This is a genomic window from Pseudomonas sp. FW305-70, assembly GCF_058783925.1.
In genome coordinates, this window is sequence record NZ_JBYSYZ010000011.1 from 20,474 (window position 1) to 42,421 (window position 21,948).

At 60.3% G+C, this 21,948-nt stretch carries 16 protein-coding genes and 1 pseudogene; 5 read left to right on the plus strand and 12 right to left on the minus strand.

Annotated features, from left to right (window positions below):
* Window positions 1-206 (minus strand): annotated as a pseudogene (locus AC3WN7_RS10860) (hypothetical protein); the annotation flags it as partial.
* 35 nt (window positions 207-241) lie between these two features.
* Between AC3WN7_RS10860 and AC3WN7_RS10865 the strand changes: the two are divergent.
* Window positions 242-1,603 carry a cation:proton antiporter gene (locus AC3WN7_RS10865; protein WP_102673832.1) on the plus strand — a complete coding sequence of 454 codons (1,362 nt, stop codon included), beginning with the start codon at window positions 242-244 and terminating at the stop codon, window positions 1,601-1,603.
* On the opposite strand, the gene AC3WN7_RS10870 is transcribed toward AC3WN7_RS10865, so the two are convergent.
* From AC3WN7_RS10870 to AC3WN7_RS10880, 3 genes are read right to left on the minus strand one after another with little or no spacing between them, the layout of a single operon-like run.
* A complete protein-coding gene (locus AC3WN7_RS10870) occupies window positions 1,581-3,500 on the minus strand; it encodes a hybrid sensor histidine kinase/response regulator (protein WP_102673831.1) in 1,920 nt (639 codons plus the stop codon). The two genes, AC3WN7_RS10865 and AC3WN7_RS10870, sit on opposite strands and share 23 nt — an antisense overlap.
* Before the next feature lie 16 nt (window positions 3,501-3,516).
* Window positions 3,517-5,802 (minus strand): ATP-dependent DNA helicase, encoded by a 2,286-nt coding sequence (locus tag AC3WN7_RS10875; RefSeq protein WP_102673830.1) that lies wholly within the window; start codon window positions 5,800-5,802, stop codon window positions 3,517-3,519.
* Complete coding sequence (locus AC3WN7_RS10880) at window positions 5,799-7,403, minus strand: VRR-NUC domain-containing protein (protein ID WP_256585640.1); 1,605 nt, start codon at window positions 7,401-7,403, stop codon at window positions 5,799-5,801. The genes AC3WN7_RS10875 and AC3WN7_RS10880 overlap by 4 nt, the downstream gene beginning before the upstream one ends.
* Before the next feature lie 259 nt (window positions 7,404-7,662).
* Between AC3WN7_RS10880 and AC3WN7_RS10885 the strand changes: the two genes are divergently transcribed.
* Together AC3WN7_RS10885 and AC3WN7_RS10890 are read left to right on the plus strand one after the other, a co-directional pair.
* The gene (locus AC3WN7_RS10885; protein WP_095966778.1) at window positions 7,663-7,887 is read left to right on the plus strand and encodes a YgdI/YgdR family lipoprotein; all 225 of its coding nucleotides are present in this window, start codon (window positions 7,663-7,665) and stop codon (window positions 7,885-7,887) included.
* 137 nt (window positions 7,888-8,024) lie between these two features.
* Window positions 8,025-8,696, plus strand: a complete 672-nt coding sequence (locus AC3WN7_RS10890) for an MliC family protein (protein WP_095966754.1) — start codon at window positions 8,025-8,027, stop codon at window positions 8,694-8,696.
* Window positions 8,697-8,742: 46 nt separating this feature from the next.
* Here AC3WN7_RS10890 and AC3WN7_RS10895 read toward each other — a convergent pair whose 3' ends face one another.
* From AC3WN7_RS10895 to AC3WN7_RS10910, 4 genes are read right to left on the minus strand one after another with little or no spacing between them, the layout of a single operon-like run.
* The gene (locus AC3WN7_RS10895; protein ID WP_102673828.1) at window positions 8,743-9,828 is read right to left on the minus strand and encodes a polyamine ABC transporter substrate-binding protein; all 1,086 of its coding nucleotides are present in this window, start codon (window positions 9,826-9,828) and stop codon (window positions 8,743-8,745) included.
* A gap of 44 nt (window positions 9,829-9,872) precedes the next feature.
* A complete protein-coding gene (locus AC3WN7_RS10900) occupies window positions 9,873-10,214 on the minus strand; it encodes a cupin domain-containing protein (protein ID WP_015095054.1) in 342 nt (113 codons plus the stop codon).
* A 43-nt stretch (window positions 10,215-10,257) separates the two neighbouring features.
* On the minus strand, window positions 10,258-11,664 hold the full coding sequence (locus tag AC3WN7_RS10905; RefSeq protein ID WP_102673827.1) for an NAD(P)/FAD-dependent oxidoreductase: 1,407 nt from the start codon (window positions 11,662-11,664) through the stop codon (window positions 10,258-10,260).
* A gap of 51 nt (window positions 11,665-11,715) precedes the next feature.
* The gene (locus tag AC3WN7_RS10910) at window positions 11,716-12,531 is read right to left on the minus strand and encodes a helix-turn-helix transcriptional regulator (protein WP_102673826.1); all 816 of its coding nucleotides are present in this window, start codon (window positions 12,529-12,531) and stop codon (window positions 11,716-11,718) included.
* A gap of 264 nt (window positions 12,532-12,795) precedes the next feature.
* On the opposite strand from AC3WN7_RS10910, the gene AC3WN7_RS10915 reads away from it, so the two are divergent.
* The gene (locus AC3WN7_RS10915; protein ID WP_007970606.1) at window positions 12,796-13,068 is read left to right on the plus strand and encodes a DUF1652 domain-containing protein; all 273 of its coding nucleotides are present in this window, start codon (window positions 12,796-12,798) and stop codon (window positions 13,066-13,068) included.
* 162 nt (window positions 13,069-13,230) lie between these two features.
* Here the strand turns inward: AC3WN7_RS10915 and AC3WN7_RS10920 are convergent, their stop codons facing one another.
* Window positions 13,231-15,705, minus strand: a complete 2,475-nt coding sequence (locus AC3WN7_RS10920) for a UvrD-helicase domain-containing protein (RefSeq protein ID WP_102673825.1) — start codon at window positions 15,703-15,705, stop codon at window positions 13,231-13,233.
* Between the two features lie 279 nt (window positions 15,706-15,984).
* On the opposite strand from AC3WN7_RS10920, the gene AC3WN7_RS10925 reads away from it, so the two are divergent.
* Window positions 15,985-16,680: a pirin family protein gene (locus tag AC3WN7_RS10925; RefSeq protein ID WP_095966748.1), complete on the plus strand. Its 696-nt coding sequence runs from the start codon at window positions 15,985-15,987 to the stop codon at window positions 16,678-16,680.
* A 227-nt stretch (window positions 16,681-16,907) separates the two neighbouring features.
* On the opposite strand, the gene pgm is transcribed toward AC3WN7_RS10925, so the two are convergent.
* The 3 genes from pgm to AC3WN7_RS10940 all read right to left on the minus strand — a co-directional run bounded on the left by pgm (window position 16,908) and on the right by AC3WN7_RS10940 (window position 21,597).
* The gene (gene pgm, locus AC3WN7_RS10930; protein ID WP_102673824.1) at window positions 16,908-18,554 is read right to left on the minus strand and encodes a phosphoglucomutase (alpha-D-glucose-1,6-bisphosphate-dependent); all 1,647 of its coding nucleotides are present in this window, start codon (window positions 18,552-18,554) and stop codon (window positions 16,908-16,910) included.
* Window positions 18,555-18,665: 111 nt separating this feature from the next.
* Window positions 18,666-20,066: an aminotransferase-like domain-containing protein gene (locus tag AC3WN7_RS10935; RefSeq protein WP_102673823.1), complete on the minus strand. Its 1,401-nt coding sequence runs from the start codon at window positions 20,064-20,066 to the stop codon at window positions 18,666-18,668.
* Window positions 20,067-20,106: 40 nt separating this feature from the next.
* Entirely contained in the window at window positions 20,107-21,597 is a 1,491-nt protein-coding gene (locus AC3WN7_RS10940) for a hypothetical protein (protein ID WP_102673822.1), read from the minus strand.
* Window positions 21,598-21,948: the final 351 nt, after the last annotated feature.

A 21,948-nucleotide genomic window follows, 5' to 3' on the forward strand; every position in this document is an offset into this window, starting at 1 on the left:
TATCGTTTACGTCCATCGCGAGCAAGCTCGCTCCTACAAGTCATCTGCATCGCGCGGATGGAGCGCAGCTTGCGCCATCTCAAGGCCTGATCCAGCCGCTCGACAACAGCCCGGATCCCTGTGGGAGCGGGCTTGCCCGCGATGAACGCCAGCGCAACGCGTTTATTCAGATAGAACGCGTTATCGTTTACGTCGATCGCGAGCAAGCTCGCTCCTACAAGGTTGTTTTGGGATCCGGACCATGAGCTTCATTACCTGGGTGGCGGTGTTGGGGGCTGTGTTGCTGACGCTGGCACTGACTTCGTCGTACCTGCGCTGGATGCCGGTCACCACGTCGGCGGTGTGTCTGGTACTGGGTGTCGCCATCGGTCCGGCGGGTCTGGGTTTGCTCAGGCTGGATATCAAGGAGTCGGCATTCTGGATCGAGCACCTGACGGAAGTCGCGGTGCTGTTTTCATTGTTTGTCTGTGGTCTCAAGCTGCGACCCGCGCTGCGTGATCGCCAATGGCGAGTGGCGTTCGCTCTGGCGGGCCCCGTCATGCTGCTGACGATTGTCGGCGTCTGCCTGCTGCTGCATTTCGCTTTCGCACTGGCATGGGGACCGTCGCTGCTGATCGGGGCGATACTGGCGCCGACCGACCCGGTCCTGGCTTCGCTGGTTCAGGTCAATGACGCCAAGGATGACGATCCGGTGAGGTTCGGACTCTCGGGTGAGGCTGGACTGAACGACGGCATCGCGTTCCCCTTTGTGATTCTGGGACTGCTGTTCTTGCAGCAAAACGGCAGTGTTGCCAGCGGTCTGGATGACTGGATCCTCAAGCGTCTGCTATGGGCCGTGCCCGCCGGACTGCTGACCGGCTACTGGATGGGGCGCGGCATTGGCCGCCTGACCTTGTTCATGCGCATCAAGAACGCCGACAGCACCTTCTCACCCAATGATTACCTGGCCCTGGCCCTGATCGCACTGGCCTATGTCGTGGCCGAAACCATTCAGGGCTACGGGTTTCTCTCGGTGTTTGCCGCCGGCCTGGGCTTGCGCCAGGCCGAGGTCAAGACAAGCGGTGGCACCCACGCACCGGCCGAACACCTGGTCCAGGCGGTGGTCGGTCATCAGCATGTCGAACCCGAAGCGGCCGTGGCCGGTAACGTGGACCACCTGCAAGACACGCAAGTCGCTGCCGGGATCATGATGGGCGACATGCTGTCGTTCGGCAGCCTGGTGGAACGGGCCATGGAAGTGTTTCTGGTCACCTTGCTCGGGGTCGTGCTGGTTGCACACTGGGACTGGCGGGCGCTGGTGCTCGCACTGGTGCTGTTCGGGATGATTCGCCCGCTGGCGGTCTGGCTGATGCCCTGGGGTTCGCTGCTCAATGGCCCGCAGCGCTGGTTGATCGGCTGGTTCGGCATTCGCGGCATCGGCAGTTTCTACTACCTGTTCTACGCCTTGAACCACGATCTGTTGCCTTCGGTGGCTACCTTGTGTGCCGACCTGACGCTCTCGGTGGTGGCCCTGAGCATTCTGGTCCACGGCATCAGCACCCAGCCAATGCTGGCCCGCTATGAACAGCACAACCGCCGCGTCACTTCATCGCCAAGGCAATGATTTCCACCAGGTTGAGTTGGGTAAAAGGTTTCGACAAACGCGGCAGATGGGTGGCAAAGCCTTCCAGCCGCTCGGCATAACCGGTGGCGAGGATGATCGGCACGTCCGGTCGCATGCTCCTGATGGCATTGGCCAGTTGTGCGCCACTCATCTGTGGCATGGCCATGTCGGTGATGACCAGATCGATCTGCGGTTCACTGCTGAACAGTTCCAGCGCCCTGGCACCGCAAGGCGCACTGATGACCCGATGCCCGAGGTCCTCGAGCAGCAGGCAGGTGCTGGTCAACACCAGGCTGTCATCGTCCACCACCAATACGCTCAGGCCGGGTCCGGTCACGGCCGGCGTTTCGGCTACCGGTTGCACGGGCGAATCACCGGTGGCGACCGGCAACCAGAGTTCGGCGGTCGTGCCATGGTCCTTCTGGCTTTTGAGGATGAATCGTCCGCCCAGTTGTTCAATAAAACCGTGAACCATCGACAACCCCAGGCCCGTACCTTTACCGACGCCCTTGGTGGTGAAAAACGGGTCCATCGCCGAAACCAGCGTGGTTTCATCCATGCCCTCGCCGGTATCGGCAATGCTCAGGCAGACGTAGCATCCCGGGGCCAGGGATGAGGTGGTGCTGTCGGTCACTTCGCGGTTTCTGGCGCTGAAGTTGATGGTCCCGCCGTTGGGCATGGCGTCACGGGCGTTGGTAGCCAGGTTCAGTACGGCCAGTTCCAGCTGATTGAGGTCCGCCATCACCGGTTCGAGATCTTCGGGGAAGTGCGTTTCGATTTTCACCAAAGGTCCCAGGGAGCTGCGCAACAGCCCGGAAATGCCTTCCACCAAGGCCGGTATCCGCACAGGTTCCGACTTGAGTTCCTGGCGTCGGGCAAACGCCAGCATGCGCTGGGTCAGGGAAACGCCGCGCAAGGCACCCTGGGTAGCGTTGTCGATCAAGCGGGTTAATTTGGGATTGTCCGTCACCCGTTTGCGCACGATTTCCAGATTGCCGAGGATCACCGTCAGCAGGTTATTGAAATCGTGAGCGATCCCGCCACTGAGCTGGCCGATGGCCTGCATTTTCTGCGCCTGGAACAAGGCCTCCCGGGTTTGCTCCAGCACCTGCTGCGCTTGCGTGACGTCAGTGATATCACGGGTAATCTTGGCAAAACCGAGCAAGGTGCCGGTGTCACCCCAGATCGGATCGACGATGACGTGGGCGAGGAACCGCGTACCGTCCTTGCGCATCCGCCAGCCCTTGTTTTCAAAGCGCCCTTCACGCACGGCGATGTCCAGCGTCCTTTGTGGCTCGCGGGCTTCGCGATCCTCCGGGGTATAGAAGATCGAAAAATGCTGGCCAATGACTTCTTCCGGCAAATAACCCTTGATGCGCTGGGCACCAAGGTTCCAGTTGCTCACGCGTCCGTCCGGCGAAAGCATGTAGATCGCATAGTCGGTAACGCTCTGCACCAGCAGACGGAACTGCTGCTCGCTTTGCTTGAGGATTTCCTCGGCCACCCGGCGATCGGTCAGGTCGCGGGTGATCTTGGCGAACCCCAGCAAGGTGCCCGACGGGTCGAAGATCGGATCGATGACCACATGGGACCAGAAATGGCTGCCGTCCTTGCGCACCTGCCAGCCTTCGCCCTCGAAACGCCCTTCACCAAGCGCCGTGTCCAGTGTCCGCTGGGGCAAGCCGGCACGACGATCGTCATCGGTGTAGAAACGCGAGAAATGCTCACCGAGGATCTCGGCTTCCTCATACCCCTTGAAGCGCCTGGCGCCGGCATTCCAGCTGGTAATGATGCCGTCTGGATCAATCATGTAGATCGCATAGTCGATCACCGCATCGATCAATAGCCGAAAACGACCGTCTTCGATGGCACTGACCTTGATTCGATCTTCGCTCATGGATCCCACCGCTTCATTATTTCTCTGGAGTATGCGTCATACCGGGAATTTGGAAAGCCCACCAACGCGGCAACAATTGTTTGACCTTGCTCTGGCCAAAACGGTCGTCGATCAACATCACTACTCCTTGATCCTGTTGCGTACGGATGACCCGTCCGGCGGCCTGCACCACTTTCTGTACACCGGGAAACAGATAGGTGTAGTCGTAACCGGCGCCAAAGATGGCGGCCATGCGCCGTTTCAGTTGTTCGTTCACCGGATTGAGCTGGGCCAGCCCCAAGGTGGCGATAAATGCACCGATCAACCGGGCACCGGGCAAATCGATGCCTTCACCAAAAGCCCCGCCCAGTACCGCAAAGCCGACCCCCTGGCCGTCGGCGTGGAATTGGTCGAGAAACTGCTGGCGTTGCGCCTCGCCCATGCCTCGGGACTGCGACCACAGGCTGATGTGCGGATGTTTCTCGGCGAGTAGCTGCGCCACCTGCTGCAAATAATCGAAACTGCTGAAAAACGCCAGGTAATTACCGGGACGCTTGCAGAACTGTCTGGCGATCAGGTCCACGATCGGTTCGAGTGAGGACTGGCGATGCACGAACCGCGTGGAGATCTGGTTGACGATGTGCACTTGCAGTTGATCGGCATGAAACGGCGACTCGACGTCGATGCACACCGTGTCCGCCGGCGTTCCCAGTAAATCGGCGTAATAGTGCCTTGGGCTGAGGGTCGCGGAAAACAGCACGGTGCTGCGCGCGGCAGTCAGGCGCGGGCGGATGAACCCTGCGGGTACCACGTTGCGCAGGCACAGCTGCGAGAGATTGCGCTTGCGTTCGAGGTCGCGCTTGCTGATGTCGAACAGGAACTGCTCATCGAACAGTTCGGCTACCCGGCAAAACTGCAGCATGTCGAAGTAGAAGCCTTGCAGTGCGCTGTCCAGCCCTTGTGGGTGATCGTTCAGGTAGTCACCGATGCTGGCGCTGCACGATGACAGTGCCTGAAGGAGTTTTTCCGGCGCCTTGTCATAGGCTTGATAGGCGCCGGTTTGCGCGTCATGCAGGGCATTCCACTCGCGGCTGATTCGCTGCATTGGCTTTTTCAGCACCTCGGGTGCGGTTCTGCGCACAGCGTTGAAGGTCGCCTGATCGAGGCTGGCGCTGTACATCTGCCGGCCACGCTCCACCAGGTTGTGGGCTTCGTCGACCAGCACCGCGACCTTCCAGTGATTGGCCTGGGCCAGACCGAACAGCAAGGCGCTGAAATCGAAGTAGTAGTTGTAGTCGGCAACCACCACGTCGGCCCATCGCGCCATTTCCTGGCTCAGGTAATAGGGACAGACATCGTGTGCCAGGGCAACCTCGCGCAGGGCGCCCTGGTCCAGCAGACTCAGTTGACTGGCCGCCTGCCGTGCGGCCGGCAGGCGATCGTAGAACCCCCGGGCCAGTGGGCAGGACTCACCGTGGCAGGCCTTGTCCGGATGTTCGCAGGCCTTGTCCCGGGCAATCATCTCCAGCACCCGCAACGGTGGCGCATCGGCCCTGGCCAGCAGCACTTGCGCGGCGTCCAGGGCCAGCTTGCGTCCCGGGGTTTTCGCCGTCAGGAAGAACACTTTGTCCAGCTGCTGCGGTGCCAGTGCCTTGAGCATGGGAAACAGGGTGCCCAGGGTCTTGCCGATTCCCGTGGGCGCCTGCGCCATCAGGCAGCGTCCGGTGCTGACGGCCTTGAACACCGACTCGGCCAGATGGCGCTGCCCCGGCCGAAAATCGGCGTGAGGAAAGGCCAGGCGCTGCGCCGCGAGATTGCGTCCGTCACGATGGACGACTTCCTGTTGCGCCCATTGCAGGAAGCGCGCGCATTGCCGTTCGAAGAACTGTTGCAGCTGCGCGGCCTCGTGGGGCTCGACCAGGCAGGTTTCCTTTTCACTGACGATGTCGAAATACACCAGCGCCAGGTTGATCCGGGGCAGATCCAGTTGGCGGCACATCAGCCAGCCGTAGATTTTCGCCTGGGCCCAATGCAACTGACGGTGGTTGGCCGGTTGTTTGCTCAAGTCACCGCGGTAGGTCTTGACCTCTTCCAGGCAGTTTTGCCCCGGGTCATAGCCATCCGCCCTGCCCTTGACCGTCAAGGTCTGATACTGGCCCTCAAGGGCGACTTCACTTTGGTAACCCTCGCTGCGCCGCGAGGCCACCGTGCGGTGCCCGACAATGCCCTCCAGCGCAGTGGGCGACGGCGTGAAGCGCAGGTCGAGGTCGCCGACCTTGGCGGTGAACTCGCACAGCGCCCGCACCGCAATGCTGTAGCTCAAGCGTCCTGCTCCGCCCATTGCACGTAGCACACGGCGATGGGCATCTGGTGTTCATGGCAGAACTCCAGCCAGCGCAACTGATTGTCCTGCAGGCGATCGCCCGGGCCCTTGACTTCGATCATGCGGTAGGTCTTTTGCTGCGGCCAGAACTGGATCAGGTCCGGCATGCCGGCGCGATTGGCCTTGATGTCCAGCAAGAGGCGATTGAACCAGTGCTTGAGATGCTCGGCGGGGAGGCAATCGAGGGCTTGCTCCAGCAACTCTTCGCTGAGCACGCTCCAGAACACGAACGGCGACTGCACGCCCCACTTGGCGGCATAACGTTGGCGAATGGTCTGCCGGTAGCGCCCGTCTTCGAGTTCGGCCAGGCAGGCCTGGAACAGTTCGGCCCGGCGGGCCTGGAAGTCCTCGCTGAGCAAATCCACCGGCCCGCGCTGGAACGGGTGAAAAAACGCACCCGGCAAAGGCGCGAAGATCGCCGGCCAGCACAACAGGCCGAACAGCGAGTTGATCAGGCTGTTTTCGACGTAGTGGATCGGTGCCGAATCCTCAGCCAGATGCGCCTGAACGTAAAACTCGACCGACACTGCCGGATCGACTCTTGGTAGTTGCAGGTCCAGACGCTGCATTTCCCGAGGCGCCGCCCGCTTGATCGGCGGCCCGCCGAGCTTGCGTCGCAGGCGCGGCAGCACGCGGTGCAACTGCTGGTGTTCGGCGGCACTCTCCGGTGCCTGTTCGGCCAGCTCGGCCAGATCCAGCGCCGACTCGAACTCCCCGCTGCGCTCCAGCACGCGAATGAGTCGCGCACGCGCACCTGGATAAGCGCATTCACGGTAGAGATCCAGGGCCATGGCGAAATCCGCAATGCGTTCGCAATGCTGGCCCATCTGGAACAACAGCTTGCCGCGCCGGCGTTGCAACCAGGGATTGTCCAGCGCCAGGCCCTTGATGCGCCCGGCCACCTCTTCCAGCGTTTCACCGGCTTCGAACTGTTGCTGGTACGCGTGCAGCAAGACACAGGCATCCACGTCCTCGCGGCTGCGCAAGCCGCGGGACTCGGCGCTGAATTCGACTTTTTCGTAGGTGTAGATACCCAGGTCGGCCAGGACGAACTCCGACCAGTCCTGATACAGGTTGCCGAAGAACATCAGGCGCAGGCGATCGCACAATTCCATGATGGTCAGGCTGAGCAGGCGCTCATCGAGCCACGGGCACCAGTCGTTGAAGCTTTGCGCCTGGGGAAATTGTTCGCTCAGTGCTGGCAGCCAATCGGTTTTCCTGCCTTTGGGTTGATCGATGACAGCGCCAAAGGTCTGGAGGATTTCACCCTTGAGCAGCAGTTCGAACAGTTCCTCGACCGCCAGCGGCATGCGCTCATCGACCCAACCGAGTGCCAACAGCGGGCCGGAGGCGCTGAGGATATCGCCGATTTCGTCGTAATGCAGTTTGCCGGCCCTGAAATGAATGCCCTTGCGCATGACCATTCTGACCAGCAGTGCCTGCGATTCACGGGGCAACCGCTTAAACTCATTAATGAAACGCAACTCGTCAACGCTCAGTACATCGGCAAAGCGCTGCTCAAGCCAATCAAGCACTTGCATGAAGTTGTTCAAGTAGTAAAACGGATCGTCGAGGGGATTTGCGGTCACAGGAAATGGGCCATGGCGAGCGAGTACTGGTTATGCGTACAGATACCAGTTCCACCCTGCCCGGTGCAATCGGAAAAGGATAAATGGAGGCGCTGTACGGAATATTTCCCGGGCAGTAGAACTTTCTGCCCCCAGGCGGCACCAACCGCCATAGGCATGCAGTGACAGGCGCGAATGGATGGCACTGCTTCACAACGAACGGGAGGTGATCATGGACATCAAGACTTTGGGCTTACCCCTGGCCGTCGCGGCCCTGCTGATGCTGGCCGGTTGCTCGACGCCTACGGTGGTGACCCTGCAGAACGGCACTCAGTACCTGACCAAGGACATGCCGAAGACCAAAACCAAGGACGGATTCTTTGAGTTCGAGGACATTTCGGGAGCGATGGTGAAAGTCAGGGCCGATGAAGTGGCGACGATTCGCGAGGAAGACTGACGTTTCTCCTGGCACGATGTGGCAGGTTTCGAGCACTGCCTTACACTCGATAGACCCCGTGCGACCGAATGAATGTGCAACGCCTGGACACAGGCGTTGCAATACGGGCATCACGCATAGACTCAGGTGACGCCGAAATGAAAATGGTCATGCCACTTCTGGCCTCTGTGCTCGCCGTCAGCGCGTGCGTGACGGCGAGCCTTTGTGACGCCGCGACAAAGGCAAAGCCAAAACCCTTGCCAACTTACAAAACCAGTTTCGATTGCACCACGCCCCAGGCATCCACCGAAAAGCTTATCTGTCACGACGCTCAGCTGGCGCGCATGGACCTGGAACTCGATCGTCTTTATCGCCTGGCGCTCACCGACGAACATTCAGTGCCGCGCCCGAATAAAGTCGAGATAGATCATCGGTTCTGGATGGAGTCCCGTAACCAGTGTGGTGCCGGGCCGCAAGCCAAGGGGTGCGTCATCGCCAGTTATGCCGAGCGTGCGTTCCAACTGCGCCAGGGTTCGGCCATTGCCAGAACCAAGGACCCCAGCAGGCTCTCCGAAGGCCCCTTGGCTTATCGTTGCGCAGGGTTCAACGCATTGGTTGCCGCGACCTTCTTTACGGTCGAACCGGGCGTGGTGTTCCTCAAATGGGCCAACGCCTCGGTGACGCTGAACCAGGTGCCGAACAATTCCGGAACCCAGTACAGGGGCAAGGATTACAAAGGCAGCTACAGCTTCTGGCAAATCGGCGATGAGGTTTTTTTCCAGATACCCGGCTCAGGCCAGATGAGTTGCGCAGCCGAGCCGGTCGGCTGACAAGGATGGCAACGGGACATCCTGTCCCGATTGCCTGATCAGGCCTTCAGCTGCCGGTGCGAATCTTGTTCCACACGCGTGTGCGAACCCGGTCGATGTTCAATGGCATGGCTTCCAGGGCAAACAGTTTCCCCATCATTTCCGGGCTTGGGTAAACCTTGGTGTCGTTCTTGATCGCCGGGTCGATCAGGCTGTCAGCCTGCTCGTTGCCATTGGCGTAGTGCACGTAGTTGCTGACGCTGGCCATGACGTCCGGGCGCAGCAGATAGTTCATGAAGGCGTAACCGGCCTTTTCGTCGGGAGCGTCGACCGGCATCGCGACCATGTCGAACCAGATGGCGGCGCCTTCCTTGGGAATCGCATAACCGATGTCAATGCCATTGTTGGCTTCCCGGGCACGGTTTTCCGCCTGCAGGATGTCGCCGGAGAAACCGACCGCGACGCAGATATCGCCGTTGGCCAGGTCACTGGTGTACTTGGACGAGTGGAAATAGCTGACATAGGGCCGCACTTTCAACAGCAAGGCTTCGGCCTTTTTGTAGTCGTCCGGGTTCTTGCTGTGAGGCGGCAAGCCGAGGTAGTTCAACGCGGCCGGCAGCAGTTCGGGGCCGTTGTCGAGGATGGCCACGCCGCACTTCTGCAACTTCTGCATGTTCTCGGGCTTGAAAATCAAGTCCCAGGAGTCCACCGGGGCGTTGTCGCCCAGCACCGCCTTGACCTTGGCAATGTTGTAGCCGATGCCGGTGCTGCCCCACAGGTACGGGAAGCCGTGCTCGTTGCCCGGATCGTTGGTCTGCAAGGCCTTGAGCAATACCGGGTTGAGGTTTTTCCAGTTCGGCAACTGGCTCTTGTCGAGCTTCTTCAGTGCGCCGCCCTCAATCTGCCGCGCCATGAAGTGGTTGGACGGAAACACCACGTCGTACCCGGATTTGCCGGTCATCAGCTTGCCATCGAGGGTTTCGTTGCTGTCGTAGACGTCGTAGGTGAAGCCGATGCCGGTTTCTTTCTGGAAGTTTTTCGTGGTGTCCGGCGCGATGTAATCCGACCAGTTATAGATTTTGACGGTTTCGGCCGCCTGACTGATCGATGCAACCAGCAGCAGCGGAGCCAGGGTCAGTGTCTTTCGGAGCATGAGTCGATTCCTGTAGGTTGTTTTTGTTGGCAGGCAATCAAGGATCAGAAAATCAGGACGTAGGTCTTGCGCACGGTTTCCTGGATGTCCCAGATCCCGAGGCTGTTGGCCGGCAACATCAGTGCGTCGCCCGCTTCTATGTGCAGCGGTTCACCGCCGTCCGGGGTGAAGGTGCAGCGCCCCTGGATGAAGTGACAGAATTCCTGGGCGACGATCTGCCGCCGCCAGCGCCCCGGGGTGCATTCCCAGACGCCGGTCTCGACGCCGTCGTCGCGTTCGACGCTGGTGGTCGAAGCCACGGCCACGGGCGTGCCGAGGGGCACGGCGACCGGGTTGGATTCCTCCAGCTTCAGGGTTGCGGTGTGCTTGAATTGCGTGATGCTCATGGGATTACCTGTCGATATGGCCTGTCGATGAAGAGCGCGCCGTTTAGTGCATGAAACCTTCCATGAAACCGGCCACCCCGCTGGCCAGCTTGCGCCGCCAGGGCGCGGTAGCCGGGTTGGCCAGGGTCTGGTCCTCATGGACAAAACTGCGGATGATTGCGTTGTAGCCAAGCCAGCGGATCGGTTCCGGCTCCCAGGCCCTGAGCGCGTCGAGGCCCCGCTGCGGGATGACCCACGGCTGGCGCACCAGATCGGTGTCGCGCCCCAGGATCAGGTCGGCCAGCGTTCGTCCACCGAGGTTGCTGGCGCCAACGCCCTCCCCGCCGTAGCCGCCAGACAAGGCGATGCCTTTGGTCCGGTCGCAGAGCATGTGCGGCTTGAAGTGACGGGACATGCCCAGGTTGCCGCCCCAGGAATGAGTGATCTGCACGTTCTTCAACTGCGGGAACAGTTCGCCGAACAGGTAGCGCCGCAGGTCCTTTTCATCCGTGGTCAGCTCGAAGTCATGGCGCAGCTTGCCGGCGAACTGATAGCCGCCACGGGCGCCAAAGATCAAACGGTTGTCAGCGGTGCGCTGGCCGTAGGTCACCTGGCGACTGGCCTCGCTGAATGCCTGGCCACGGCTCAGGCCGATTTCATCCCAGGTGGCCGCCGACAAGGGCTCGGTCGCGACGATCAGGCTCTGTACCGGCATCTGATAACGCCCCAGGGGCGGCAAGGTGACGGCGTAGCCTTCTACTGCCGGAACGACCCAGTGACAGCGCACCGACGCTTTCGCCGTGCGCAGGCTGCCGGATTGCCAATGGGTGACCGGGCTGTTTTCGTAGATCCTGACCCCCAGGCGCTCCACCATCCGGGCCAACCCGCGTACCAGCCTGGCCGGGTGGAGGGTCGCCACGTGCGGCGCATAGATGCCGCCATAGGGTTTGGCGACGCGGATCTGCTGCGCCAGTTGTTCCGGGCTCAGCCAGCGATAGTGGTTGTCGTCGAGGCCCTGGCGATGGAGATCGTCCAGGTGGTGACGCAGGCTGGTCGCCTGCTCCGGGTAACGCGCAGCGCAATACAGCACCCCGCCTTTACGGAAATCGCAGTCGATGCCCTCACGTTCGAGGACAATCTCCACTTCATCCGGAATGCCATGCAACAAACCGTAGGAAGCGCGGCGCTCTTCGACCGGCAAACCGGCCAGCAGGCGGTCTTCACCCAGCAAGTTGCCCATCAGCCAGCCGCCATTGCGACCCGACGCGCCGAAACCGGCGGTCTGCGCTTCGACAATGGCGATGTTCAGCTCCGGTTTGTGCTGCTTGAGGTAGTACGCGGTCCAGAGACCGGTGTAGCCCGCGCCGATGATCGCCACGTCCACATCCAGGTCCCGCTCCAGCGCCGGACGCGCCAACAAAGGCTCGTCGAGCTGGTCCATCCACAAACTGATAGTGCGCCACGCCGGCATGCAAGACTCCGCCACTGAAAACTTCGATGGCGTCGATCCTAGTGCGTGGGCTCAGGCGCTGTCTTGCGCGCGTGCACGCAAAGAAATTTGTTTGACGTAAGCCTTGGGTGACTGGCCGGTGTGCTGGCGGAAACAGCTGTAGAACGCCGACAGCGAATTGAATCCGGCAGCGAACGCCAGTTCATCGATACGCAGCGGTGGCGTGGCGTCATCCAGTGCCGCGAGCAAGTGTTGCAGGCGTGCCTGGTTGACGTAGCGGTAGAAGCTCTGGCCCAGCACCTGGTTCAACAGATAGGAAATCTGGTTACGGCTGTACCCGCACTCCTTCGCCACCCGTTGCAGGTCGAGTTCCGGGTCGAGATACGGCTGCTGGCGCTGGAAATACTGCTGCAGGTCATCGGCCATGAAGCTCAACTGACGAGGCGACAGGCCCAGCCGGCTGACCGCCGGGCGTTGGCTGTGGGTGGCTTTGCTGACGGGTTGCTCATGCACCAGCGAAGCGTATTCATTGACCCGCCAGATCAGCCCGTCCTTGACGGTGATCGCCTCGCTGGCGCGGAACGACACCAGTCCTTCACCACCGCGCAGGGTGATGCGGTACTGAATGAAGGCGGTGTTGCCGTCCAGTCGAATGCGGTCGGAGTGCTCCAGCGCTTCATCCGGATCCCGGGGCATGCTGCTGCGCACATAGTCGCGCAATTCGGCCAGGCCCATGACCCGGTTCTGGAAAAAGTCGTTGTACTGGACTTCAGGGTGATAGAGCGCCATGACGCCGTCCAGGTCCCGGTGTTTCCAGCGCAAGTGATAGCGCATGACCGTCTCGCCCGTGGCCTGGGTTTGCAGCGGGCCATCATCCTCGGCGTGCATTGAAAGTCTCGACGCAAAAAACCGAGCTTGCCCAACTTCCGCTTTGTCTTCAACGACTAAACGGATGCGGGTTTTGGGCCGCCAATATCAAGGAAGCGTGACCTGAATCAAAAAAATGGCGGCAATCGCCAAACGACCTGAAAAAACCACATTCTTTTCACATCCGGATGCTACTTTTAAAGACTGTCACTGGTTGAGCCATTGAAGGTTCTTCCCTCCTACCATGAGCTAAAGGAAGCGCTCGATAATGAAGGCGGGCAACACATGAATAGAGGGTTCAGTAAGGTCACGTTTCCAAACGCCTGCCAGCTGATGCGCTGGCATTTTCATCCCATGGGTTTCGAGGCGAGCATGGACGCGCCGGGCAGCATGATTGCCCGTCTTTTCGATCGTGCCACTGGCGAGACCATGATCGCCATTGCCGGTATTCCTTGCGCCACCGTCATGAATGCCGCGGATGTAGAACGAATAATCGAAGCAGTGGAGGATGAACTTGAAGCCTTCGTTCCACCCCAGGCCCTCAGGAGTTATGCCTGAAGCCTGTCCACTCCCAAAAGAGCCCACATCACGTGGGCTTTTTGTTGAGCGCTATTCCCTGTAGGAGCGAGCTTGCTAGCGATGGACTCAAGAGCGCCGCGTTTAGCCAGTAAATACGCGTTATCGTTAACGACCATCGCGAGCAAGCTCGCTCCTACAAAATCAGGCCGTGGTTTGGCTTTTACGATGATCGACAAAGAACGCCTTGCCCTTGCCGATCCGGTCGGACGCCTTGGGCAGGTTCTCGGCCTGGGTGTCTTGCGCATCGACGTACCAATAGCAATGGCTGACGGCGCGGGTAATACCCACGTAGGCCAGGCGCAGGATCTCGTCCTTCTGGGCATTGTCGTAAGGTTCGCTGTCACCGGCCTTGCCCAGGCCCGCCATCCGGTAAACCTGATTCTTGTAGGGCGAACTGGTCAGGTGTTGGCAGTCGCCCAGCAAAAACACCGCATCGGCCTGCAGGCCCTTGGCACTGTGATACGTCAGTTGTTTGAGCCTGCGAGCTGTATGGGGCAAGCTCGAATCAGCATTAAGCACTGGCTTAATATGCTCTTCTATCAATGACTTATCGCTACTTTTTCGATAAAGCATCAAGATTGAATCACCCTTTCGGTAATGCTCCATCAGGCGCTGCGCCATGCCCTGGTCATCACGATCGAGGACGTTCACCGGCAGCAATGCCTTGGGCTCACCGCTGGCCTTGGCTTTCTTCCCGGCAATCGCCGGTGCTGCGCGCACGATGTGCTCGGCGGCATCGATGATGTATTGGTGGCTACGGTAGTTGTCGCTGAGCATGACCTTGGTGGTGCTCGGCGACGGGAACTCCTTGTTGAACTCCATGAAGTAGCTCGGTGAACTGCCGCGCCAGCCATAGATCGACTGCCAGTCATCGCCCACACAGAGCAGCGAGGAACGCTGGGCACCGCGTCCGACGTGCATGGCCGGCCCGCGACTGCGGATCTCCGCCAGGCTGGCCCTGATCCAGGAGACGATCTGCGGCGAGACGTCCTGGAATTCGTCGATCATCAGGTGTGACAGCGGCCGCAGCAGCTCATCACTCAGCAGCTTGAGGTTCTCCGGCGAATGCTCGCTGAACAGGGCGAACATCCGGTTGTAGGTCATGATCGGCGGTTTCTGGTCGAGCAAATGATCTTCCAGCGCCCGCCAGTAAAGGCTCAGGGCCTCGAAGAAGAACCGGTCGGGATCGTCCTTGGCGAAGCTCATCTGTCCCACCGCACTCGGCACATCCAGCCCGAGGTTTTCGATGAACCCGGCGGCGGCGACAAAGCAATCGAGCAACGGCGCGGAAGCGAGCTCGCCCTTGACCTTGTAATCGAAGCCCGGCCCGGCGCTGGCATCGCCGGCGAGCGATGCCAAAACACGCTTTGATGATTCGTAACTATCCAGCCATATCAAAGGTTTACGGCAGAAAGCTTGAAACAGGGTGCGCTTTACTGCCCATTCTGCGCGCACCGTCAGCTTGGCATTGGGCCGCGTGACCTGCGGGTTCTCCCGAGGATCGAACCCCAGCACCACCCAGGCGTCCAGCGTCGGGATGTAGCCGTGACAGTGGAATGTCGAGCCGTTGATATCGAACGACTGGCGATTCGGTTCGATGCCCTTGATGGGCCAGGCACCGGCACGAAACCACAGGTCTTCAATGGCGTCGCACAACTCTTCATCACGCTTGGCCGCCAGTTCGGTGACGCCCATGCGTTTCTGCACATCCGGATGATCCCGCTCCAGTTCCTTGAGTTGCAAGGCATGCCGGGACAAAGGCTTGATCAGCTCGCGAAAACGCTCGTCGTTACTGTGCAGGCGGTGATAGCAAGCGTTGAGCTGTTGGCGCTGAGCGTCGTTGATACGCAGGTCGAACGGATTGCTGTCGACCTCCTCGTCACCCTGTGCAGCCCGCAGGCTGAGGTTCTCGAAGGCCTGTAGTCGCTCGAAACCCGGAAGACTGCGCACCATCGGCAGGATCCGCGAGTGAAAGGTGCGCACCAGGTCCCGCGCCTCCTTGAAACTGATCGCGCGGCCCCAGAGCGCAAACAGTTCGATCAGCTTGTTGATGAAGTCCTTGCGCGACTCGCGGGTGAAGGTCACCACCGTCATCGAACTCAGCTCGAAGCCCAGGTAATGGCTCAACAGCAATATACGCAGCACCAACGTGGTCGACTTGCCTGCGCCGGCACCGGCGATCACCGAGGTGGACGGCGTGTCGCTGAAGATCATTTTCCACTGTGCGGCGCTGGGCTGGGCATGGGCCGGCAGCAACCGGGCCACATCTGCCTTCATGCGCTTCTTCAACTCGGCGCTCAACGGCAGGCGCCAATCGTCGAACAGCAGGTCATCGACATTCGGTGGACGGTGTTCAGTAGAGCGCGAGTCGCGGATCAGCAGGACCTGCCGCCCCTCCTCCAGCCCCTCGAGCTTGCCTTCCCTGTAGCCGTAATCGACCCCGGCGCTGTGACCACTGCGAAAACCGTCGGCCTGGCCATGCAACCACGACGCACGATGCTGTGCGTGCAGGCGGGTCAGGCTGTAACCGAAGAATCGGGCTAGCAGTCGCTTGATCAGCGGCATCTCGGCCAGGGGGCGAAGTTCAGGCGGAAGATCGGGGGTGTGTTGCGGCACGCGGACTGACTCCAGGGTGTGAGGCTGTTGGGCGCTATGGTGTCTGCATTTGCCATTGAGTTCTAGTCAATTGCTTATGACTCATTGGCTTATGCGATGAAGTGAAGGTGGGATGAGAAAGTTTTGAGCCTACTTCATATCAAATCATTCGATGGGAATACCGCATTTTTTACGCTTTTTATCGATTGTTGCCTGATGGATGATGGCCATCATCAACCACCGGTCTCGCTTCGTGGCTCAGGCGCCCCGCCCCATGACGAACCTTTTCTGGAGACGATCATGCTTGAACTCAGACCTTTCAAAACCCTTGGCGGTGCTCACCACGGCTGGCTGGATGCACATCACCATTTTTCGTTCGCCGAATACTACGATCCACAGCGCATGAACTGGGGCAACCTGCGGGTCTGGAATGACGACGTGATCGCTCCCGGCACCGGCTTCCCGCAACACCCGCACCGGGACATGGAAATCATCACCTATGTCCGTGAAGGCGCCATTACCCACCAGGACAACCTGGGCAACAAGGGCCGGACCGAAGCGGGCGACGTCCAGGTCATGAGCGCCGGTACCGGGATCGCCCACAGCGAGTACAACCTGGAAGCGACGCCGACCCGGATTTTCCAGATCTGGATCATCCCGAATGAGACCGGCCTGGCACCGTCCTGGGGCGCCAAGCCGTTCCCGAAAGGCGATCGCGAAGGTTTTGTCACCCTGGCCAGCGGTAAACAAGGCGACGAGCAGAGCCTGCGCATCCGCGCCGATGCCCGGCTGGTGGCTGCCAATCTGAAGGCCGGTGAAACGGCCGAATACTTGTTGGACAGCGGTCGTCGTGCCTACCTGGTCCCGGCCACCGGGGTCATTGAAGTCAATGGCTTGCGCGCACAAGCTCGAGACGGTGTCGCGGTAGCCGATGAGCAGGTGCTGCGGGTGACGGCCATCGAGGACAGTGAGATCGTGTTGGTGGACCTGGCGTGACCTGCTGAGGGCAATCGCAAAAAAAGGGGCGACCGTGTTGGTCGCCCCTTTTTTTACATGTGAATCACCTGTGGCGAGGGAGCTTGCTCCCGTTGGGTTGCGAAGCGACCCTGAAACCGGCAAACGCGGTTTCATGAAACACCGCATCGTCTGGATTTACGACTGCTTCGCAGTCGAGCGGGAGCAAGCTCCCTCGCCACAGTGCCCACTCATCACAGTGCCCGCGATCATTTCGCGGAAATGGCACCATCCACCAGCGTTTGCGCCTCGGCCACCAGCTGCTTGAGGTGGTCGTCGCTGACAAAGCTTTCGGCGTAGATCTTGTAGATGTCTTCCGTGCCCGACGGACGCGCTGCGAACCAGCCGTTTTCGGTCATGACCTTGAGACCGCCAATGGCCTGATCATTGCCCGGCGCATGGCTGAGGATGCTCTGGATCGGCTCGCCGGCCAGTTGGGTCGAGGTGACCTGTTGCGGCGACAGCTTGCTCAACAGGGCTTTCTGCTCCGGGTTGGCCTTGGCGTCGACCCGTACCGAGAACGGTTCACCCAGTTCATCGGTCAAGGCACGGTACGCCTGGCTCGGGTCGCGACCGGTCCGGGCCGTCATCTCGGCAGCCAGCAGGGCCGGAATCAAACCGTCCTTGTCGGTACTCCAGACGCCGCCGTCCTTGCGCAGGAACGAGGCACCGGCGCTTTCTTCGCCGCCGAACCCCAGGGAGCCATCGAACAGTCCATCGGCAAACCATTTGAAACCGACCGGCACTTCGTACAGGCGACGGCCCAGGCGCTTGGCCACGCGATCGATCAAACCGCTGCTGACCACGGTTTTACCTACGGCAGCATCGGCGCGCCATTGCGGACGATTCTGGAACAGGTAGTCGATGGCAACGGCCAGGTAGTTGTTCGGTGCCAGCAAACCGCCGGACGGCGTGACGATGCCATGGCGGTCATGGTCAGGGTCGCAGGCAAACGCCACGTCGAAGCGCTCTTTCAGGCCGATCAGGCCTTGCATCGCATGGCTGGACGATGGGTCCATGCGGATCTGGCCGTCCCAGTCGACGGTCATGAAGCGGAAGGTCGGGTCGACCTGTTTGTTCACCACGTCCAGGTCCAGACGGTAATGCTCGGCAATCGCCGACCAGTAGCGCACCCCTGCTCCACCCAGCGGATCGACGCCCAGGCGCAGCTTGGCTTCGCGAATGGCGTCGAAGTCGATCACGTTGATCAGGTCGGCGACATAGGTGTTGAGGTAATCGTGACGATGGGTGGTGCTGGCCTTGAGTGCCTGCTCGTAGCTGATGCGCTTGACGCCTGCGAGCTTGTTGGCCAGCAATTCGTTGGCCTTGGCTTCGATCCACTTGGTGATGTGGGTATCGGCCGGACCACCGTTGGTGGGGTTGTACTTGTAGCCACCGCTTTGTGGCGGGTTGTGCGACGGCGTGATGACGATGCCGTCCGCCAGGCCGCTGGTGCGACCACGGTTGTAGCAGAGAATCGCATGGGAAATGGCCGGTGTCGGGGTGTACTCGTCGCCAGCGGCAATCATCACGGTCACGCCGTTGGCCGCCAGCACTTCAAGGGCGCTGGCACCGGCCGGCGTGGACAGCGCATGGGTGTCGATACCGACAAACAGCGGGCCATCGATGCCCTGAGCTTCACGATACAGGCAAATGGCCTGGCTGATCGCCAGCACGTGCCATTCGTTAAAACTCAAGTCGAACGAGCTACCGCGGTGACCCGACGTGCCGAAGGCAACGCGCTGGGTCGAAATGGCGGCATCAGGCTGGCCGGTGTAATAGGCCGTTACCAGTCGCGGGATGTCGACCAACAATTCTGCCGGTGCCGGTTTACCCGCAAAAGGACTGAGTGTCATGCAAAACCTCTGGAATCGAGTGGTTCAGGAATTGAGTCGCAGTTTACTGGCAGTTTGACCGCAACGCGATGGGATCGATCCAGCACAGTGGAGGTTGTTATTTTTTGTCACTCACTCGATCGATTCCAGGCGCAGCGCATCCCCCAGCAATCCCAGCGCGGCCGCCAGGTTGTGATCACCGCCGAAGGTATGACTGAGGCGCAAATGCTGCCCGTGCAGACCGTGGAGGCTGAACAGTTCGCCCGGTGCGATGACCACCTGTTGCGCCAGCAGGCGCTGGAACACACGACGGACATTGACCCGGCGCAACGAACGCACCCAGATCGTTGCACCGCCTTGCGGCTCGACTAAATGCAAGGCGTCTCCCAGTCGCTCCTGCAACAACTGGGTCATTTGACTCTTGCGCTCCTTGAGTAGCCGTCGCAGCACCAGCAGGTGTTGATCGATGCGGCCGCTGCTGTACAAACGGGCGATGGCTTTCTGGCGAATCGGCGACAGTCGAAACGAACGCAGCAGGAAGTGCCGTTGCAGTTCGGCGCTCAAGTGCCTGGAAAGCAGGTAGCCGTAGGGCGCTTCCGGTCCAATGATTTTCTCGAACGCGGAAAACACCATCAGCCGTTCAGGGTCCAGCAAGTCGCGAAAACGCAGGCCGCCCGGGTCGAATCCGAGCTCGCCATAACAATCGTTCTCCAGCACCCAACTGTCATGCGCGGCCAACAGCCGGGCAATGGCCTGCCTGTTTTCCTCAGGCGCCAGGCTGCCACGGGGCATGTTGAGGGCCGATGACAGTATCACCAGTCGTACCGGCTCGGTCTCCAGCAAGGTTTTCAGCCGGTGCGGATCCAGGCAACCATCGGCTTGCACAGGCCACTCGATCACCCGCACACAGGCGGCTTGAAACAAGCGCAGGATCGTCCAGTCGCACGGCGACTCAACCACTACCGTGGCGTCCTTCAAGCCCAGCACGGCGATGAGAATTTCCAGGACGCCGCGCAGGTCGGCACCGATGTAGACATCATCGGCATGCCAGTAACGCATGGGTGACGTGGTGTAGCGTGCGGCCAAGGCGGTGCGCAGCTCGAGCTCGCCGCAGGGTTGCGAGGGCGACTGCGGCTGCCTTGGATACTGGCGCAGCATCTCTCGCTCCAGCAGCAACAAGGGACTGTCGAGCGGCTGCAACAAAGCCGGTTCATCGGCGCTCAGGACCAGCATCCCCGGACGTCTGGTATTGACATAGACAGCTTCGAGCAGATCGCTGCCGCTGTCCTGCGGGTTGAAAGACGACACTGGCAATGCGTAATAGCCCGACTTGGCCACCGAAAACACGCGCCCTTCCTTCTCCAGCAACGAATAGGCGTACTGAATGGTCGAGATCGACACATTGAGGCGCTCCGCCAGCTGCCGCAGCGACGGCAGGCGGATGCGTGAATCCCCTTCGGACTCATTGATCAAGCTGCCCAGATACCGATAAACGGCCTGATAGGCGAAATCCGTTTCTCGTGGACCTTTCATGGCTGAAGGCCGACCGCACTGGCTGATAGTCCGCTCACCCTCAGTGACCCGCTGACCATTCATCCACCAACGTGTTGCCAGTGTCAGGATCGCCCGCTGCCTCTTGCAACGCGGCGCACTGGATCTGCGCTTCGAGCCCCCCTTCGTCGCTGCCTGGCACCCGTTCCATGCGATAAAGCCGGCCAATCAGGCTGACGGGCAATCCGCTGACATCAATCATCCATTGCATGATCTGTTCGGCGACCGGCTGCCCCTGCATGGCCCGGTGCAACTCGGGCATGGCCACCAGCATGCCCGGATGGCACTGACGCAAAAATCGCTCAAGCCCCGCACCCTCTTCGATAAACGGCGCAAAAAGCAGACACACCAGTTGTGCTTCGCTCAGGCCCAGGTTCTTTTGCGCCTCGGCCGCCGCTCGGGCACGCTGATCGCCCAGTGTCGCCGGGTTGCCGAACACCTCGATGGCCTGCTCGCACAAACGCTCGGGCAAACGCTTGCGGCGCATCATCACCAGGGCGCGTTGCAGGTATTGCGCAACGCCTGACTCATAATCGCGGCCCTGCACGAAGCTCGCTTGCAACCCACGTACGTGCGCCGAGATCGACGCGCTGACGAATTCGTTGTCGCTGATCTGCGCGGACAGTTCGTCAGGCTGGAAGCCGAGAAATTCAGTCAGCAATGACCAGCGCTCCTCCAGGTTGCTGACCAGCAGGTCGTGAATCTCGATGCAGGTGGTACGACGGCAGGTCTCAAAGCGCTCTTCAGGACGCCATCGGGCCTGGACGTCATCGGCATAGAACGCCTGATAACAGTCGCTGCCCAGCTCATCAAGCAATGCAAACAACCCCGTGTGGCCGGCCTCGCCCACCGGCGAAGGCTTGAGCCCTGCCTTGGTGGCGGCACGCTTCAAGCCGTCGATGAACTGTTTCTGCTGACGCGGCGTGTCACTGACGAGCAAAGCGTCGACGCCACCGTCCCAGCGGGCGATTTGGCCGTAGAACTCGCCCGTGGCCAGATATCCGTCATCCCACAGGTCGAACCCGCCGTGCCACGCCCGGCGATGACCGATCAGCAACAGGTTCAGGCGGCTGGATTCGCGACCAGCGTCGGAGATCCGCGTCAGGTGATCGAACGGCAACACTTCCCGATCATCGACCATCAACACCTCGACCCGAGGATCGTCATAGACGAACAGTGCGCTGTTGGTCCGGTGCATGTTTTCCACGGCCGCCCGGCTTGTCCCGTTCAACCGCAACGAGGCGATGCGCAACTGAAATGTCGCCGGCGCCCGCGTGGCGATGGTCAATTGCGCCGCACGCAACAGCGCCAGGCTGTAGCAGTTGTCGCGGGCCCCGGACTGAACCGCCAACACCTTGAAATCGCCAATGCGCTCCATGCCCCCCGCCGCCACTGCCAGACGCTGAATCAACAACTGCAATGCAGTGCGCTCGGCACGGGAGAAGAAACCCAGCAATCGCTGCAGCACTTGTTGATAGACATAGTTCATCGCTTGGTCATGGATGCTGGTCATCTTTATTTACCTGGTACTCGTAAGTTCAATATCGCGCGGACAACACATTCCGCTGGACTGTCTGCACAAATGGAGTCATCGACTTTATTGCCAAATGCTAGCACTTGAATTGTCTGGCAATCATTTGAATTGATCGTAACAGTCCTGCTTTCGCAAACTGCAGACATGACTGTAACGCGCGGCTGGCAAGGGTTTTATCAACTGAAGGCGGCGTCCTAGGAAGCGTCCTACAACGTCCCACAGACACTTAACACAAGAAATAAGGAAAGAAGTTGTTGCTGTCTTTCTGGCTATTACACAACAACTAACTAAATTGGAGGCGTGCACCGAGGGCGCACATTGAAAAGTTTT